The organism is Chryseobacterium sp. Leaf180 (assembly GCF_001424585.1).
Taxonomy (GTDB): domain Bacteria; phylum Bacteroidota; class Bacteroidia; order Flavobacteriales; family Weeksellaceae; genus Chryseobacterium.
The window spans coordinates 202327-220681 of the sequence record NZ_LMPJ01000010.1; the positions used below are offsets into that span (position 1 = coordinate 202327).

Annotated in this window: 20 protein-coding genes and 1 riboswitch; of the genes, 10 read left to right on the forward strand and 10 right to left on the reverse strand. The window is 37.2% G+C overall.

The window, feature by feature from the left end:
- Nucleotides 1-24 precede the first annotated feature (24 nt).
- A riboswitch (cobalamin riboswitch) is annotated at nt 25-204 on the forward strand.
- Between the two features lie 107 nt (nt 205-311).
- The 10 genes from ASG01_RS11980 to ASG01_RS12025 all read left to right on the forward strand — a co-directional run bounded on the left by ASG01_RS11980 (nt 312) and on the right by ASG01_RS12025 (nt 9537).
- On the forward strand, nt 312-695 hold the full coding sequence (locus tag ASG01_RS11980; protein WP_055863929.1) for an acyl-CoA thioesterase: 384 nt from the start codon (nt 312-314) through the stop codon (nt 693-695).
- A gap of 347 nt (nt 696-1042) precedes the next feature.
- Nucleotides 1043-1372 (forward strand): PadR family transcriptional regulator, encoded by a 330-nt coding sequence (locus ASG01_RS11985; RefSeq protein ID WP_055863931.1) that lies wholly within the window; start codon nt 1043-1045, stop codon nt 1370-1372.
- Between the two features lie 11 nt (nt 1373-1383).
- Nucleotides 1384-3093, forward strand: a complete 1710-nt coding sequence (locus ASG01_RS11990) for a PspC domain-containing protein (RefSeq protein ID WP_055863933.1) — start codon at nt 1384-1386, stop codon at nt 3091-3093.
- 297 nt (nt 3094-3390) lie between these two features.
- Nucleotides 3391-3969: a 1-acyl-sn-glycerol-3-phosphate acyltransferase gene (locus tag ASG01_RS11995; RefSeq protein ID WP_055863934.1), complete on the forward strand. Its 579-nt coding sequence runs from the start codon at nt 3391-3393 to the stop codon at nt 3967-3969.
- Between the two features lie 14 nt (nt 3970-3983).
- Nucleotides 3984-4409: a PaaI family thioesterase gene (locus ASG01_RS12000; protein ID WP_055863936.1), complete on the forward strand. Its 426-nt coding sequence runs from the start codon at nt 3984-3986 to the stop codon at nt 4407-4409.
- A gap of 79 nt (nt 4410-4488) precedes the next feature.
- On the forward strand, nt 4489-5493 hold the full coding sequence (locus ASG01_RS12005) for a hypothetical protein (RefSeq protein WP_055863938.1): 1005 nt from the start codon (nt 4489-4491) through the stop codon (nt 5491-5493).
- Between the two features lie 53 nt (nt 5494-5546).
- Complete coding sequence (locus tag ASG01_RS12010) at nt 5547-6596, forward strand: hypothetical protein (RefSeq protein ID WP_131725371.1); 1050 nt, start codon at nt 5547-5549, stop codon at nt 6594-6596.
- Between the two features lie 4 nt (nt 6597-6600).
- Nucleotides 6601-7659 (forward strand): RNA polymerase sigma factor, encoded by a 1059-nt coding sequence (locus ASG01_RS12015; protein ID WP_055863942.1) that lies wholly within the window; start codon nt 6601-6603, stop codon nt 7657-7659.
- Nucleotides 7660-7666: 7 nt separating this feature from the next.
- Nucleotides 7667-8542 carry an outer membrane beta-barrel protein gene (locus ASG01_RS12020; RefSeq protein WP_055863943.1) on the forward strand — a complete coding sequence of 292 codons (876 nt, stop codon included), beginning with the start codon at nt 7667-7669 and terminating at the stop codon, nt 8540-8542.
- 17 nt (nt 8543-8559) lie between these two features.
- Complete coding sequence (locus tag ASG01_RS12025) at nt 8560-9537, forward strand: chorismate-binding protein (protein ID WP_055863946.1); 978 nt, start codon at nt 8560-8562, stop codon at nt 9535-9537.
- A 35-nt stretch (nt 9538-9572) separates the two neighbouring features.
- Here the strand turns inward: ASG01_RS12025 and ASG01_RS12030 are convergent, their stop codons facing one another.
- From ASG01_RS12030 to ASG01_RS12075, 10 genes are all read right to left on the reverse strand, one after another.
- A complete protein-coding gene (locus ASG01_RS12030) occupies nt 9573-9767 on the reverse strand; it encodes a hypothetical protein (RefSeq protein WP_055863948.1) in 195 nt (64 codons plus the stop codon).
- 5 nt (nt 9768-9772) lie between these two features.
- On the reverse strand, nt 9773-10375 hold the full coding sequence (locus ASG01_RS12035) for a MarC family protein (RefSeq protein WP_055864283.1): 603 nt from the start codon (nt 10373-10375) through the stop codon (nt 9773-9775).
- 48 nt (nt 10376-10423) lie between these two features.
- The gene (locus tag ASG01_RS12040) at nt 10424-12157 is read right to left on the reverse strand and encodes a BatD family protein (RefSeq protein ID WP_055863950.1); all 1734 of its coding nucleotides are present in this window, start codon (nt 12155-12157) and stop codon (nt 10424-10426) included.
- Complete coding sequence (locus ASG01_RS12045; RefSeq protein WP_082498360.1) at nt 12157-12903, reverse strand: tetratricopeptide repeat protein; 747 nt, start codon at nt 12901-12903, stop codon at nt 12157-12159. The genes ASG01_RS12040 and ASG01_RS12045 overlap by 1 nt, the downstream gene beginning before the upstream one ends.
- Nucleotides 12904-13000: 97 nt before the next feature.
- Nucleotides 13001-14008: a vWA domain-containing protein gene (locus tag ASG01_RS12050; protein WP_055863952.1), complete on the reverse strand. Its 1008-nt coding sequence runs from the start codon at nt 14006-14008 to the stop codon at nt 13001-13003.
- Nucleotides 14008-15000 carry a vWA domain-containing protein gene (locus tag ASG01_RS12055; protein ID WP_055863955.1) on the reverse strand — a complete coding sequence of 331 codons (993 nt, stop codon included), beginning with the start codon at nt 14998-15000 and terminating at the stop codon, nt 14008-14010. The genes ASG01_RS12050 and ASG01_RS12055 overlap by 1 nt, the downstream gene beginning before the upstream one ends.
- Complete coding sequence (locus tag ASG01_RS12060; protein WP_055863957.1) at nt 14993-15889, reverse strand: hypothetical protein; 897 nt, start codon at nt 15887-15889, stop codon at nt 14993-14995. The genes ASG01_RS12055 and ASG01_RS12060 overlap by 8 nt, the downstream gene beginning before the upstream one ends.
- Before the next feature lie 35 nt (nt 15890-15924).
- The gene (locus ASG01_RS12065) at nt 15925-16788 is read right to left on the reverse strand and encodes a DUF58 domain-containing protein (RefSeq protein WP_055863959.1); all 864 of its coding nucleotides are present in this window, start codon (nt 16786-16788) and stop codon (nt 15925-15927) included.
- A gap of 13 nt (nt 16789-16801) precedes the next feature.
- Nucleotides 16802-17254, reverse strand: a complete 453-nt coding sequence (locus ASG01_RS12070) for a GNAT family N-acetyltransferase (protein WP_055863961.1) — start codon at nt 17252-17254, stop codon at nt 16802-16804.
- On the reverse strand, nt 17254-18258 hold the full coding sequence (locus ASG01_RS12075; RefSeq protein ID WP_055863963.1) for an AAA family ATPase: 1005 nt from the start codon (nt 18256-18258) through the stop codon (nt 17254-17256). Before ASG01_RS12075 ends, ASG01_RS12070 begins: the two co-directional genes overlap by 1 nt.
- Nucleotides 18259-18355: the final 97 nt, after the last annotated feature.

Consider the following 18355-nt stretch of genomic DNA (forward strand, 5'->3'; position numbering starts at 1 on the left):
GAAACTGGTGCTGCGAAGTGTTTCGCAGCATTTTTTGTAACCGGTTCTGCCAAACGGCAGATGAAAAGGGAATCATGTGAAAATCATGAGCTGTCGCGCAACTGTATGTGACTGAAATTTTTATCAAAAAGCCACTGTGCTACGCATGGGAAGGCGGTAAAAATGTCACGAGCCAGGAGACCTGCCATTACTACTTTGAGCTAAAACTTTCGCGATTGAAGTTTGCCGGCTGTCGGTTTTATTTTTCCGGATATTTTCCGGGATAATATTCTGTTTTGCGGTGACTTTTTTCGTTTTTAAATATTTTAAAAATGACAACAGAACAGAGAATTGATTCTTCAGAAACACGAATTTTCAAAGCCGTATTTCCAAACACAACCAATCATTACGACACGCTTTTTGGCGGTACTGCGATGCAGCTGATGGATGAAGTAGCTTTTATCACCGCGACAAGATTTGCCAGAAAACGAGTAGTGACGGTGAGCAGCGATAAAATTGATTTTAAAAAACCAATTCCGGCAGGAACAATTGTCGAACTTATCGGAAGAGTCTCTCACGTCGGAAACACGAGTCTGAAGGTAAATGTAGAAATTTTTACAGAACAGATGTATTCTTATGAAAGGGAACGCGCGATCGTAGGAGATTTTACTTTTGTAGCGATTGATGATGAGAAAAAACCGGTGGTTATTTTGTAATGTCACTTGAGTTTTACAAATGATCACATTTTGATTTTGAATAAAATTGGGTTTCGGCGGGCAAAGCCCGCCGAAACCTTTTAAAATAAGCGTTAATTCCATCATATTTGCGCCGATTTCAAAGTAAATCCAGTCATATTCTAAGCAAATTTTCTCTCAATAAAAATCTAATTAAAAATTATCAGGCTCATTTTCAGCACTTTAAGTTAAAGTAAAAATTTATTTTACTACTTTGTATTGCATATTACCATTTTGTTTACATATCTTTGTAATGTAAAATCGAAGAAGGCAAGTCTAGCTAGCTGCCGAAAGAGATTTTCAAAGCAAACTATTTAAATCAATTACAAATGAATACTGAAAACACCAAAGCGCAAATGCGAAAAGGAATTCTGGAATTCTGTATTTTGAGCCTCATCAATCAACGTGAAATGTACGTGTCTGATCTGATCGACGAGCTGAAAAAAGGAAAACTGGATGTGGTGGAAGGAACACTTTACCCACTTCTTACAAGACTGAAAAACGGGGAATTCCTCTCCTACCGATGGGAAGAATCTACCGGAGGACCGCCCAGAAAATATTATCAGATCACCGAAAAAGGTAAAACTTTCCTCCAAGAACTGCTGATTACCTGGAAAGATCTGACAGATGCTGTAAACCAAATTACCCAAAAATCTTAAAAACTAAAGCTATGAATAAGACACTCTCAATAGGACTTGCCGGTTTTTCTTTTAATATAGAAGAACACGCATATATAAAACTCAGCGATTATCTGAACGCGTTGAGAAGCACGTTAGACGCCTCTGAAGCGGATGAAGTAATGCACGACATCGAAATCAGAATGGTGGAAATTTTCAAAGAATATCTTGCCAAAAGAGAAGTTATCAACGACGGAGATGTGGAGCGTGTAATCGCACAGATAGGTTCGCCAGAGATGATCGAAGAGCAGGAAGAAGCGTACTATTCTGATAAAAATACAAGAAAAGAATCAACTACAGGAACACTGTATACCGATAAAAAACAGCTTTTCCGCGATCCCGAAAGACAGAAAATCGCAGGTGTGTGTGCCGGTTTAGCTCACTACACCGGTTTAGACATCACAGCAATGCGGGCGATTTGGTTAGGAATATTTATTCTCGGAATTTTCAGCGAAGGAATTTCTTCAACTTTGATTTTCTTCGTATATATTATTCTCTGGATTATTTTGCCTAAAGCAGAAACCGCAGCAGATTTTTTGAAAATGAAGGGAAAACCTATCAATTTTGACAATCTAAAAACTGAGTCTAATAAACTGGTACAGTTTGCCAACGAATCTACACAGCGTGTCGGTGAGATTTATATCGAAAACAAACCCTACATCAACAGTGCTGGGAGCAGTCTTTGGAATGTTGTAAAATATATCTTCGGAGCGCTTTTTATTGTACTCGCCGTAGGGAGCATCATCGGAACGTTTGTGGTTTTCGGCCTCTTCGGCATCAGCAGTAATTTTCCGGGAGCGAATGAAATGAGATTCCTTTTCGACGACGACGGTCTTTACAGTGTGCTTTCTGCGATGATTATTATCGGATCATTAATTCCGGCGATTATTTTTACCCTGTTGAGCATAAAAATATTTTCTCCTAAGACAAAACTCAGAAATATAGGTTGGGTAATCGGCGCATTATTTTTAATATTAATGGGATTGGGAGCTTATTTCGCAGTGCAGATGGCACAGAAAGATATGTTGCTGAAAGGTCATAAAACAGATACACAGGAAGTAATGATTCCGACAGATTCTGATACGATTTATGTTGATATGAAGCAGATTGCGATTCCACAAAACTTTATTGGCTACGATGACGATTTGTATTCAGATAAAACCTCAGTGTACGAAAAAGAAGGAATTGATCTGGAAATCAAGCGTGTACCGAATCTTAAAACACCTTATTTAATCATTAAGAAAGATGCTAAAGGATATAACATACCTTTGACAGTTTCTGTACCGGTGGAAATTGTTGACAATAAAATTATTTTTCCCAATTTTATTAAATATCCATATGATCAGCGTTTCAGAAAGTATGACATCGATTACGAACTGGTAATTCCTGAAAGCTCGGTGGTTATTTCTCTGAAAAAAGATGATATTTACGTAAGCGGCGATGCCAACGGCGACGGTAGGGATGATAATGATGAGAACGAAAACGGCATCACGGTAGAAGAAAATAAAATTACCATCAACGGTTCTACGATTGAATACGATGAGAATAACAAAGACAGCGTCATAATCAACGGGAGAATATATGCTAATGATGAAGCCAAAAAAGTAACTGATTCTCTGAAGAAAGGTTTCAAAGACTCTAAAAATTTTGACATCAAAATAAAAGGAAAAAACGACGAAATCTCGATAAAAACCAGCAAATAACCTTGAGAGTGGATGAAGGTGTGAAAGGATAACAGACGTTTGAGATTCACATCCTTCTATTCTCAAAAGAATAAGAATTTTTTTTCAGGGATTCATTGCAAAAGCCCGAAAAATGTTTTATATTCGTAAAAAATTTCAACAACCAATAAACACATAGAAACAAAATGGTACAGGTAGTTTTAGAAATTGTAGTGAAAATCGCAGATTTGATCAGCGCATTATTTTAACGGAAATTAAATTTCGATATATTTGTAAGTATAACCAAAGTTTGGTTATACTTTTTTGTTTATACAGCATATGAAAAAAATATTTGCAAGACTTGTTTTAAAACTCATCGGCTGGAAGGTCGAGCTGCAGGGCGATGTAAACAATCTGAACCGTTGCATTCTCGTGGTGGCGCCACATACGCACAACTCAGAATATCTTCTTGGAAATCTCGCCTATCTTTCGCTTGGGAAACGGCTTAAAATCATCATCAAAGATTCGCATACAAAGGCTTGGTATGGCTTTTTGGTAAAGAGTTTTGGTGGTGTCGGAATCGACCGCGCACAAAAAAACGATCTCGTAAATTTCGTTGCGGAAGAATTTAGAAAAGATGATTTCAGTCTGGTAATCACTCCTGAAGGCACAAGAAGCTGGGTTCCAAAATGGAGAAAAGGATTTTATCACATGGCACTTGCAGCAAAAGTGGATGTAGTTTTGGCAGCCGGAGACTTTAAGCGCAAAACCATGTTCTTGGGCTATAAAATTCCGTTCGAAAGAATTGCTTCCATTTCTTACGATGATTTGCTTAAAGAAATTGAGGAATATTATATCAAATACGACATTACACCAAAAATCGCCGCCAACTGGAATCCAAAACTTTCGGGAGAATAGCGTAATTCTATTATATGAAAAGGAATAAAAAAGAAATTTTAGCATTTCTAAACAATTGGGGCAAAGAAACTTTAGGCAAAACTCTGGAAATACATTTCACTGATGTAGACCTGGAAAACGAGACTTTACAGGCGACGATGCCCGTGCAGCCAAAAGTGCATCAGCCATTTGGGATCTTACACGGTGGCGCGAGTGTTTCACTTGCCGAAACGCTGGGTTCATGTTTGTCTAACATTTTTATTGACGGAGAAAAGCAATACGCGGTGGGAACTAACATCAATTCCAATCATCTACGAAGCAAAAAAGACGGTATAGTAACAGGAACCGCCCGATTTATCAGGAAAGGTAAAACGATGCATGTTTCTGAAATCGAGATCCGCGATGAAAAAGATCAGCTGATCAATCATACGACGATGACGAATAATGTTTTGAATAAGTAAAAATGTAGACTCAAAAATAATTTGAGTCTTTTTTTTGCAACTTTTTCAGATTTAATCATCTTACAGTTAAATATTATTTATGAAAAAACTTCTCCTTTCTTTTTTATTCTTGCTCTGCTTATTGAATTCCTGTGCTGACGATGAAAATATTATGGAAAGCAAAGTGGCATCTTATGATGTGTATGTTGCCGGCAAAGAAAATAATATGGCCTGCTACTGGAAAAATGGCGTAAAGACTGATCTTACAAATGGCGCAGGCATTACTCCGATGAAAGTTATCGTGGAAAGTAATACTGTTTATGTATTAGGAGTTCAAAATAATACAGGATCTAACAGCGACTATTTTTTTTGGAAAAATAATGTGAGATATAATCTAAAAACCTATTTATCGGTCTCACCAACTTTCCGCCTCGTTATTAAAGATTTTGTTGTGAAAAATAACGTAGAATTATTCGCCGGATTGGTGGATGATGTGAATACACCATCGAGCTTCGCCGGAGATGTGTCTTACTGGAAAAACGGTGTCAAAACTGTTTTACAACTTAACCAATCACTTTACAACAAGATTTCGATCGACACGTATAATAATGATATTTATGTAAGTCCCAGTGGCAGCGGAGGATATTTTAAAAATAATACGTTCGTAAATACCGGTAGTGCCTGGTCCCAAAATTTCGCGCAGACAAACAACGACATTCATTTTCTGTATATACATAATAATAACCACAAACTAAGCTACTACAATACTGTAAACAACACAGTTTCGTACGAAAATGCATTCAACTACCCTAATATGACAGATTGTAAATTGATTGCCGATCCTTCGACCAATAATCTGTATGCTTTCAGTGAAGTTCTCGAAAGTGTTTATTATAAAAATAATCAGCAGATTACTGTTAATGATCCTGTATATCGGTTTATCGTAGATATGAAAGTCTTGCATGATAATATATATATGATCCGCGAAATTTCACCTTTTTCTACAACACCTATAAATTACAAAGTTTTTATTAATAATGTTGAGACGCAGGCAATAACCGGAAATATCGGCAGTTTCAATTCTGTTTTTGTGATTCCGAACTAATTTTTTACAAGCTTTTTTTTCTTTTTGCATCTACTATTTAAAAACCAATGACCATGAAAAATTTTATACTGCCTTTTCTGCTTTTGCTATTGTTTAATATATCTTGTGAAAATCAGGATGAACTGCTCGAAAGCAAAGTAGCGTCTTACGATGTGTATGTTGCCGGCACAGAAAATTTACAGGTTGCTTACTGGAAAAACAATCAGAAAACCATTTTACCAGGCGGTGATAATCTGAATGGTGTTCAGATAGAGGTTGATAATAATGATGTGTATGTTCTAGCTGTGAATATTGAATCCATAGATCAGGTTCCTGCGTGGTATTTTTGGAAAAACGGAGTGAAAAACAATGTTGCACAATACCTTAATGTGACTGAAAATACTACAACGGTAAAAGACAATCTCAGTCTTTCACGAAAAATGATCGTGAGCAATGGAAATGTCTATTTTGCCGGAACGATGAAAAACCCAAACCCTACATCAAGCGCAGATCAGTTTCAGATATGCTATTGGAAAAACGGAATTAAAACAGTTGTAAGCAGTACAAGTAGTGAATATGTTGGTGGATTTGAAATATTTAATAATGACATTTACATGGTGACACGCAAAAACTTTAACCCTTTAAATATGACCTGGGATCTTACGCATTATAAAAATGGTGCTGTTTTTTCTGCTGTTGCAAATACTTCCGTCGCGCCTGAAGACTATTATAAAAACTTGTCTGATCTTTTTCTGCTTGAAAAATCTTTTTCTAGTCCTCCAAATAATTATTCCTACACGCAGTCTTATAAAAATGTTCAGACTTCTGCTAATTTTAATATGCCAGCAAATATAAATACAGCTGCAATAAAATACATTTACTGGAATGATACAGACCAATACTACGTTGGAAACACTTTCTATTACAAAAACAGTACTTTGGTACAGATAAATGATCCCACTGGTTTTAATCAGATCGGACATCTTTTTGTAAATGATCAAAATATATACATGACAAGAATCCATAATAATATGGTGAAGTTTTACATCAACAATGTAGAAACAATGATGATTAATGATATAACGAAAGGTTGTCTTAACGATATATTTGTCGTTCAAAATTAAAAATATGATTCTTCAGAACTGGCAGAAAATATATATTGACTACTTTCCAAAACTTCTGGGGATCTGTCGGCGCTACATCACAGATCTGTCGACGGCGGAAGATATTGTACAAGACAGTTTTATAGCGGCTCTGCAGAAAGAAAATCAATTAAAAAACAACGAAGCAATATTTGCGTGGCTGAAGAAAATTGTGATCAATAACGCGCTTCAGCACATCCGGAAAACGCAAAACTCGAAAGTTATTTCCACAGAATCTGAAAATATTCCAGACACTTACACTGAGATGGCTTACACAAATATCGACGAACAAAAACACATTTTATCATATCATTTTACGCGGGAGCAGCTGTTGCAGTCGATCGACAGTCTGCCATCCCCCCAAAGATCTGTTTTCAATCTCTATTTCATAGACCAAAAGTCTCACGCACAAATTGCAAAACTTCTGGAAATACCGGTAAACACTTCAAAGTCACATTTACTGAGAGCCAAAAAATCGCTGCAAATTTATCTTAAAACACATTTCGTCAATAACGAATCTAAGAAAAATAGAGGGGCTTTACTTTTTGTATTTTTTGGTCTAAGCAATTTTGTCTGGGCAAAAACGTACGGCTCCTCCTTTGCGGATTTTACGATAAAACCACAAAAAAATCTTATCATTTCTGACAGAGATTTTAGAAAGGATTTCAAATTTCCATCATCACAAAAGCTTTTTAAAAAACAAATTATTGCTGGCGGAGTATTCCTACTTTTAATCATCAGCTTCTTTATTTTTTTTAAACCTTCATATTCGGGTAAAGCCACTGGTAATCAATTTTTAAAGAAGTCAAAAATTATAAAATCGTCAGAAGAAGAAATAAAAACATCTGATCAAAAAGTTTCTATCATTCAAAACATCGCCAATGAAGATATTTTAAAAGGTAAATCTGTAAAGAACAGCGTACCAGTAAAACAAACTGAAATCACTGTCAAAAAAAAGTCAGTTGACAGCCACGATAACGAAGATGAACCTGTGATTGTGGTGAAAAAAATCATTCAGAGAGATACCGTTTTCATAGAAAGATAATTGCCTGATGCTTACAAAAAAAATTCCCATCTTACTTTCCGTATTATTTTTATTTCTGGCGCAGGCACAACGAAAAAAGCGAAAAGACACGGTTGTGATCTATGAAAAAGTAATCGTGTACGATACCGTCTACAAATCTCGGGCTTTCAAAATAAAAGCTTCACCACTACATTTATCAAAACTTGATTTGAATTTCCGCAGAATAAATTTTCCGGCACCTCAACTAAAAAATACTGAAGAAAAACCAACTGAGAAAATAACAGAGAACTCATGGAATTATGGCATTTCTGCAGGTTTGGGTATGAAAAACAATAGTTGGTATTCTGATAAAAAACCGCAGTTTGGAGCATCAGGTTCACTCTGGGTATCGAAAACTCTTTTTACTCCAAAATTAACTTTAATGCTCTCAGCAAATGCCTTTTTGTGGAATTCAAGTTTTGATCTTGATGCGAATAAAGAAGAAACTTTTCTTGACGGTTTTTACTTTACGAAGGATCAACAGCCGTTGCTTTTCCAGCGCTTTAATAATAAATATTCGGAGTTTTTTCTTCAGCTAAAAGCTTTATATGAGTGGAAAAATTTCCGTCCGTTTGCTGGGATTACCGCGAGCCAAAGTTTTTATAAAATGCAGTTTTTAGTTCCTGAAAACAAAGTCTTGAATAAACTGAACGATTTTAAAAATAGATCAACAGACTTCGGTTTTGTACTAGGAATGCAATATAGAATAAGCAGGAAAATTTCTTTTGACCTTGAATATCAAGAGTTGACGAGGAAAGGTCTGAATCTGCGAAACAGCGATTTTGATTTTGAGATTTTTAAAGCAAACTCTAACTTTGCAGAGAGAAAAATTTTGGCCGGCATTTCGTACCGACTTTCAAGATAAAAAATTTCTTTTTCGATATGGTCTACTTCAAATTTCCTTTTAATGAAAAGCTTTTTTCAACTGATGAAAACACAGATGAAAGTACTGTTCAGTTCAAATCATTTGATGAAAATTTAAAAATTGAATTTCATGGTAAAATTATTGAAAGGCAAAGTTTGGAAATAGATTCTGAAAAATTTTATGAAACCTTAAAAAGTGGAGATCCACAAATTTTTAAAGAAGAAACGAAAGAAGAATATTTAGAGAAACTTCAAAATTTAATTCAGATCATAAAAGACAAAAACTTACCGAAAGTAGTTTTATCAAGACGAAAAATACGGGAAAACTATAAAATCGATCCTGAGAAAAGTTTTGAAAATCTTTGTAAAGCGTATCCTAATGCGTTTCGGTATATTTTCTTTAAAAACGGAATCTGCTGGATTGGTGCTTTTTCAGAACTTCTCGGAAAGTACAGTAAATCAGACGGCAGTTTTGAAACCATGAGTCTGGCGGGAACGCTTCCTGTAAGCGACGCGTGGACGGAGAAGGAAATCGAAGAGCAAAAACCTGTTTCACAGTACATCAAAAATATTCTGGAAAACTTCTCTGATGAGCTGAAAATTTCTGAAACATACGATCATATTTCAGGAAACATTAAACATTTGCGAACTGATTTTGAGGCGAAAATTCAGCGTAAAGATTTAGATAAAATCATCCATGAACTCCATCCCACTCCGGCGGTTTGCGGAATTCCCAAAGACATTTGTAAAACGATTATTTCAAATTTTGAGAAATATCCGAGAGAACTGTATTCCGGTTATATAAGGATAGAAACTGAAAGCGAAATTCATTTTTATGTAAATCTGCGTTGCGCGAGGATTTTTGAAAATTCAGTTCACGCTTTTGTCGGCGGCGGCGTTACCTCGCAAAGCAATCCAGAAAAAGAATGGCAGGAAACCGAACTCAAGTCTCATGCGATATTTAACAATCTGACAATCATAAAAAAAGGCATTTAAGAGAATTAAACGCCTTTTTTATTTTAAAAATTTTCTTATTTCTTCACACCGATTTTACTCCAGGTGTGCATTACGTACAGTAAAATAATTCCGATAATCGCTGTAGCAATCGAGAAGACTACTTTCGAATTATCTTCCGACATCATTTCTGATCTGTAATCAAAAGCGTATAAATTGATCGCAATGATTACGATTAAAATCACTAAAAATAACTTATAAAATCTCTGCATGATTCTTAAAAATTTACATAATTCTGCGCCAGTTGTGCAAAGTTGGCGGCAAATAATTTAATTGAAATCGCTAAAAGTATGATTCCGAAAACTTTCTGCAAAATGGAAAGGGTTGCCTCGCCCATTCTTTTCTCGAGCCACGTAGCCGATTTCAGCACCAAATATACGAAAATTGTGTTGAGTGCAATTCCTAAAATAATGTTAATATCATGAAATTCTGCACGTAAAGAAAGTGTCGTTGTTAAGGTTCCGGCACCTGCAACGAGCGGAAAAGCTATCGGAACAATGGATGCCGCTTTGGCTTCTGTAGTTTTATTGATTTCAATACCCAAAATCATTTCCAGTGCGATAATGAAAATAACAAACGCTCCTGCAATCGCAAAAGAATTCACATCAACACCGATAAATTTCAGTATTTTGTTTCCGACAAACAGAAAGACGATCATAATGACACCCGCCGTTAATGAAGCTTTTCTGGCCTCAATTTGGCCAAATTTCTGCTGAAGACTGACAATGATGGGAATAGAACCAATAATATCAATTACGGCAAACAAAACCATAAAGCAGGTAATGGTCTCTTTAAGTGAGATTTGCTGAATTATTTCCATCATAAAATTGAGAATTAATAATTTCGCAAAAATATAAATAAAAATTGTCTATTTGGTAATCCTGGAGTACAAATTGATAACTTCGTGATATAGATCATCAATTGATTCCTGAGACTGTACCGGTGAATATTTTTCAAACTGAAGTTTCTGATGCAGATTTTTATAATCTTCAACTGTCTGTCTTCCGGCTTGTTCTTCAATTATTTGATAAAAATCCAAATCATTCTGAGATGAATTTTCATATCTCAATTTCGAATCCATTTCATCGATGACCTGGTAAAATTTAGATCTGTTGTCTGATTTTTTTATCTGTTTTAAAAAGGAAAAATAATCTTCAAAATTAGTTTTCTGCTGAGATTTAAGATCCAATTCTGTTTCTGCTACCGAACCGACCGGCATCACCGGAATTGCTCTGGCAGCCAAAGATTTTCTTCTTTTTTTCTTATACGTAAAATACCCAATACCAATTCCGCCCAGAAGAACTGCATTTATAAACAGAATATTCCAGTTGAATTTTTCTTTTTCCTTAACCTTAAATGTCGCGGTTTTAATCACAGGATTATTGACGGTTTCAAGAATCGTATTGGTATATTCATTTACCTTTTCCACCGTTGTTCTAGCTGCCAACACTTCATCATGCGTAAAAGCTGAAAGTTTAAGCGAGTTTTCTCCTAAATCAATGTAGTCTTTCTGTTGAGGGTCAAAATAGGAAAAAGCTTCCGTTTTTACTTCAAAATCTCCGCTGTCTAACGGAATCAAAATATAATTTTCAAGAACTTCACCTTTCAAACCGTTTTTTCCCGGACGGGTTTTCACACTGATTTTCGGCGTAAAAATCTCGTATTTTTCTGAAGGTAAAATTTTGGGCAAAACAAGATCCGCTAAATTTCCTTCACCAGAAACTTTCACTGTGATATGAACAGGTTTCTTTTTTTCAACTTTCTGACCGGAAGTTTTTATTATTTTTACCGAAAAGTTTCCAACGGCGTTTTTAAAATTCTCCGGCGCACCTTCAGGAAGTTTTTTTACGTTGATTTTTACTTTATTAGAAAGTACTTTATTTTTTCCCGCATAGGAACTTAGCGACGCCGAAACCGAAGGCACTTCCACATAACCCGATTCTGTAGGAAACACCATAAATACCGCCAAAACCTGCGAAGGCATATTGGAAATCCCGGAAGGGTCGATGTCAGATCTGTTATAATTTACCGGATGTACATTTAGATTTTCCTGCTGTGGTAGACGCACATTTTTCACCTTCCGAAGGTTATCTATATTTTTAGAATACACGCGCAAAACCGCAACCGTTGGCTGATCTTGATACACTTCCCGGTCTTCTATTTCCATATTCAAGAAAACATCATTGACGTTGTTGGCCAAAGTAGTTTTTTTCTCTACATCACGGATGAAAACATTGAAAGGTTCCGTTTTATAAATTTTATTATTGACGGTAATCAGCACCGAACCAATTTTAATTTTACCTTTCTGCTTCGGCTCAAGCGCCAGACGTGTAACCAACTGCGTCATCGCAACATTGGTTTCTGGGTCAACCAAAGCATTGGTCACAGAACCCGAACCGATGATATTAAATTTTGATAAATCAGGAAGCTGCACCGGACTTTGCTGCACAAGATTATCACCATTCAGTTCAATTTTAATGGTAAGGTTGACTATATCTTTCGCGTTGTAATCAGATTTATCAGATTTCAAAGACATGTTTACCTGTCCGTAGGCGATTACGGAGATCAAAATAAACGATATGTAGATCAGTTTCTGCTGCATTACCAGTCTTTCTCATTGCTTTCCGGCATCGAGAATGTATTTTTATTTAAAATCTTTTTGGCTGTTTCCTTTTCTTTGTCGCCTACTTTGTCGAGAATCGCATCTTCGGTTCCTTTTGGCATTTTTCGGTTTGCAGTACCTTTGGGATCAGATTGATTTCCTTCCTGTCCTTTACTTTGGTTATCTACGCCTGTTCCGCCTTTATTTCCCTGATCTTTTGGATCGCCGCCGTTTCCTTTTTCTTTGTTTTTACCTTCGCCGCCACCGCCTTTACCAGATTTATTTTTCTGATCTTTTTTCTGCTGATTTTGTTTTTCTTTCAGCTTGGCGATCTCGTAATTTTTTCTTGTGGCTTCACTGTAGGGTTCCTGTTTCAGAGACTGCTTGTAGAATTCTGCCGCCTTTTCAGGTTGATTCATCTGCATGTATGTATTGCCAATATTGTGTAAGGCCGCAGCTTTATCAGGAATGGTCGATGAAAGTTTTTCGGCTTTCTGAAGTTCAGCTAAAGCTTCCTCATACTTTTTGTTTTTGTATAAAGCATTTCCCAGATTGTAATGTGCCGTAAAATCTTTCTGATTGGTTTTTATGGCTTCTACATAGCGCGCAGAAGCACCTTCAAAGTCACTTGCATTAAATTTCTGATTTCCTTCATACACCAAAGTGCGGTAACTTTTTTGCCCAAAGCAAAGTGCGCTAAGGGAAAAAGTGAGGAGAAACGTCAGAAAAATAATTTTAGTATTCATCACTTGCAAAATTATCCCTTTATATGTTAAGACGCAGGCAATTAATTGTTAAAATAGGGTTAAAGTAACAAGGCTTAAAATAGTGTGCAGAATACATTTAAATATTAAAATCTTTCTTAGGATTGAAAAAGAGAATAATCAGAAAAAAGAATATCGAAACGGCCAGAAAATACTGGTAATAATGATTGGCATTTTGCGACTTCACGAGCGAAAAACTTCCTGATCCGCTTTTGCTCAAAGCATCCAGAATCTGTGGTGGCGCATCATTCAGATTATTTCCGTCGATGTAGCTGCTGCCGGTAGATTCAGCAATTTTTTCAAGCGCTGAATTCTGGCGTTTTGAGATTACCGTTTGGCCATTCATATCACTTTTATAACCCATGAGTTGCCCGAGCAAATAATCCGGAACTGGCGCTCCCTCTTCTGTTCCGATACCTACAGTTGTGATCGCAATTCCTTCGTTTTTCGCCAAACGAATCGCAGCGTTGTCATTTCCTTCATTATCTTCGCCATCGCTCAGCATCACTACTTTTCTCGAACCTTTGCTTACATTTTTAAACTTATCGACGGCTGCTTCTACAGCTTTTAAGAAATCGGTTCCCTGCACTTTTATGCTTCCCGTTTCAATTGCATTAATATAATTTTCCGCTGAATTATAATCCGTTGTTAATGGCATTACTGAAACGGCCTGTCCGGCAAAAATCACAATTCCAACACGGTCATTTTTCATCTGCTTCATCGTGCTGATAACTACATTTCTGGCTTCAGCAAGACGCGAAGGTTCAACATCTTCTGCATTCATGGAATTTGAAACGTCAATCATGAAGATCACATTATTGAGTTTCTGATTGGTTTTTACTTCTTCCGAACCGCTTAATAAATCGATCGCCGCAAAAATCAGAAACAGCACTGCCAAAAAATACAGGGTCGGAAAAAATTTTATGAACTTTGAATCTTTTTCAAATAAAACTTCGTGAAATTTGCTTTCTGCAAACAGATTTCTTTTCCGTTTTTTCCAGCGGATGTAGCTCACCAAAAAAATAGCAAGAATCGGTAAAAGCAGCAGCAAAAGCAGAAACCAGTAATTTCCTAAATAAAAACCCATCAGCTTAAAAATTTATATAAAACCCACCGCACCATCGCATCCAAAAATAAAATCAGCAAAGCAAAAAGCAGAAAAACATTAAAATATTCTTCAAAATTGTAGAGTTTAGAAACCTTTGTATCGGTTTTTTCGAGCTGATTGATTTCGCTGTAAATCTCCTCCAAACTGCTGTTTGAAGTGGCACGGAAATATTTGCCGCCGGTGATCTGAGCAATTTCCTTCAGCGACGGCTCGTCGATTCTTACTTCAGTTTCAGTAAAAATTAAATCTCCGAAAGGATCAAGATTGGTCGGCATTAAGGCAAAACCATTGGTTCCCAAACCGATTGCATATACTTTTATGCCGTTGTTTTTGGCTAATTCGGCAGCGACCAGCGGTGGAATTGCATTTTCAATATTATTAACGCCGTCGGTCATCAGGATAATAATTTTGCTCTTCGCTTTGCTCGTCCGCAAATGATTCACCGCGACAGAAAGTCCTTCGCCGATTGCTGTTCCGGGATCGAGTTCTGTCGTATTCAAATTTTTCAGTTCATCAATAACCACCTGATGATCGGAAGTCACTGGAACTTTGGTAAAAGCTTCTGCCGCGTAGGTTACCACGCCAATTCTATCGTTGGGACGCTTATCCACAAACTGAATCGCAATATCCCGCAAAGCCGTCAGACGGTCAGGTTCCAGATCTTTTGAAAGCATACTGAGCGAAACGTCAATAGAAAACATGATGTCAACACCTTTTGTATCATCACGATCTTGCGATACTGTAAATGACCGCGGTCGTGCCATAGCAAGAAAGAGTGCAGAGAGAATCAGATATTTTGAAATTTTCAGGAAAAACAAAGCTGCACGTATGCCGCTGCTGCTTTCCATATTCTGAGTCGTCGGTACGCGAACGCCTTTTCTTTTTCCGGTACGCAGATCGCGGATGATCAGCGGGATGAAAGCCAGAAAAAGCAGCAAAAACCACGGGCTGTAAAATTCTATATCAGGCATCTTTCCTCAGATTTTTAAATTCAATATCTTTGGAAGAACGCTTCACAAAATCACGGATTCCAGCAAAATCCTGCTCCATTGTTTTTTGATCAGGGAAAGTTTTGGCAAATTTCACCAGATCTCCACGCACAAAAACATCTTCCACGGTTTTCTCATTCTCCTGCGAGATGGTATTATTTTTCCGCATAAGCGCGATCAGATCATCAGTGAGCAAAACATCAGCTGGAATTTCGTATTGTTTCGCAATAAATTTTCGCGAAATATCGATGAGCTCAACGTAGAACGAACGGTAATTTCCTTCTTCGATGTATTTTTTCTTTTTTAAAGAATCGAGTTCTTTCAAGGTGATATTGGTTGTCACAACCGGCGAACTTTTTGCTCTTCTGCCCCATTTTAAAATCATGATAATGGCGATGATTAAAGCAATAATCGCAAGCGCTGCCAAAATGTAAAATTTGTACATTTCCCAGTAATCCTGCGGATCGAGGCTCACTTTTTTGTTCGACATGATGTCGTTGATCTGATCATCTTTTGTCGCCGTATTGATGACCTCAATATCGTACGGAATCGTTTTTAAAACGCGTTCTCCAATCTTAAATTCAAGCTCGGGAACGGTAAAAGTTCCTTCTTCAAAAACTGAAAAATCGATTTTTCTGATGTATTCATTTTCGTTAACGCCAATGCTGTCTTTTATTTCTTCAAAATGAAAAGGAAGAAGTTCGTTTTGCGGTGCAGCAGAAACAGTTTGTCCGTTCAGGTTTTCGATTTTAATGATCAGATGATCGACTTCACCCAAAGCCAAAGTTTTCTTGTCAAGATTTGACGATAAAATCTGCGAAAAAGCCATTCCGCAGACAAAAACCATGAGTAATAAAAATATTTTTTTCAAGCTTTTAGATCAGTTTATTTAAAATTTTACTGCATTTATCTTTTCTGAAAGTACTGATACAGCAGTTTCGCATAATCATCCTGCGTGCTTATATTCAGGAAACTTGCAGAACTGCCGGTAAATTCCTGCTCCAGCGAACGTACTTTTTTCTTTTGTAATTCTGCGAAAGTGTAACGCCACCGGGCGCTCGAAGTATTCACCCAAAGCTGTTCACCGGTTTCAGAATCACTCATCAGCATATATCCGACATCCGGAATTTCATTGTCTTTTTCGTCATAAATGCGCATTGCCAGCATCTGATGTTTTTTAGCTGCAACCTGCATTATTTTTTTATCGTACGGATCTTCAAAATCAGAAAGAATAAAGACCAGTGATTTTCGTTTAAAAATACCCATCAGATATTCCATCGCACGGTCGATCTGCGAAACTGCCGGCACATAATCTGCAGTGAGAACCATGCTGATCATCGATAAAATATGCTTTCTTCCTTTCTGCGGCGGAATCATTTTGTACACTTTATCAGCGTAAAGAATCATTCCCACTTTATCATTGTTCCCCGCAGCAGAAAAACCCAAACTTGCGACAATTTCTGCGACATATTCTCTTTTTAGCTGTGTTTTTGTGCCGTAATCCATAGATGCAGAGATATCAACCAAAATCATCATCGTCAGCTCGCGTTCCTCTTCCATCACTTTCACAAAAGGCTCACGAAAGCGTGCGGTTTTATTCCAGTCAATACGGCGGATTTCATCACCGAACTGATATGGCCGAACTTCAGAAAACGTCATTCCCTGACCTTTAAAAGCACTGTGATACTGCCCCATCAGTGAAGCTTCCGTCTTCTTTCGGGTACGGATTTCTATCTGCTTTACTTTTTTGATGATGTCTTTTATCTGCATAAATGCTTAAAACTTATTTAAAACCAATCGCCACATTAAGCCATTCGTTATCAAACTTCGGATCGTACTTTCTGTAAAAATTAATCGCAGATTCATTCCATTCCAGCACCTGAAATACCATTCCGCTGTAAAGATTTGATTGTCCGTATTCCAAAGTCGCCTCAAACAACTTTTTTCCAATCTTCTTTCCCCGCAAACTTTCTGTTACCACCAAATCTTCAAGATACAGTCGTCTACCTTTCCATGTTGAAAATCGGTCATAAAAAAGCGATATTCCGACAATCTTTCCCTTAAGTTCTGCAACAAACGCGCCCCAAACAGGAGAATTTCCAAAACCATCTTGCGTAAACTGCTCTAATGTAATCGTCACTTCATGCGAAGCATCTTCAAATTTAGCCAGTTCTTTTACGAGATTGAAAATCGAGTAGCAATCTTCTCTGACAGCTTTCCTAATGATAACATTCATTATGGGGCCTGAATTTTTGCCAAAATGCGGTCTACAATATTTTCAGAAGTTATTTCTTCCGCTTCTGCTTCAAAGGTCAGTCCTATTCTGTGTCTTAAAACGTCTTTTGCGAGTTCTTTCACATCTTCAGGAATCACAAAAGCTCTTCCTTTCAAGAACGCATATGCTCTTGAAGCGATCGCTAAATTGATTGATGCTCGCGGTGAAGCTCCAAAACCGATATAACTTTTCAGCTCAGAAAGTCCGTAATTTTCCGGGAAACGGGTCGCAAAAACCATATCCAGAATATATTTTTCTATTTTTTCATCAAGATAAATCTGATTGACGATTTTCTTCGCTTCAACAATTGTTTCAAGAGAAATAACCGGATTTACCGAAGGCTGATGAGACGTAGAAACCATTCTCATCACCTTTCGCTCATCTTCAAACTCCGGATAATTGATGCGGCATTTCAGCATAAAACGGTCACTTTGCGCTTCCGGCAATAGATATGTTCCTTCCTGATCGATCGGGTTTTGCGTCGCCAAAACAAGAAAAGGTTTTGGTAAAGGCATGGTCTCGTCACCGATCGTTACTTGTTTTTCCTGCATCACTTCGAGCAGCGCAGACTGTACTTTTGCAGGCGCACGGTTGATCTCATCCGCAAGAACGAAATTTGCAAAAACCGGCCCTTTTTTTATAGAGAAATCGTTTTCTTTAATATTGTAGATCATCGTTCCAACAACATCTGCAGGAAGCAAATCGGGTGTAAACTGAATTCGCGAAAAGGCACCATGCACCGCATCTGCCAAAGTTTTTATCGCTAAAGTTTTGGCAAGACCGGGAACGCCTTCCAGCAAGACATGACCGTTGCCCAAAAGACCAACCAAAAGTCTGTCGATCATATACTCCTGGCCGATAATGACTTTATTAATCTCCTGCCGCAGCATCGAAAAATAATAATTCTGCTCGCGCACGCGCTCGGTAAGCTGACGGATGTCTTCTGCTTGAAATGATTCTGACATAAATTCTGATTAAAATAATGGGTAAATTTGAGATAAATCCTTGCAGTAATCAACACATTCAGTGCCGTTTTTGAGTTAAAGTTTGTTAAATATATTT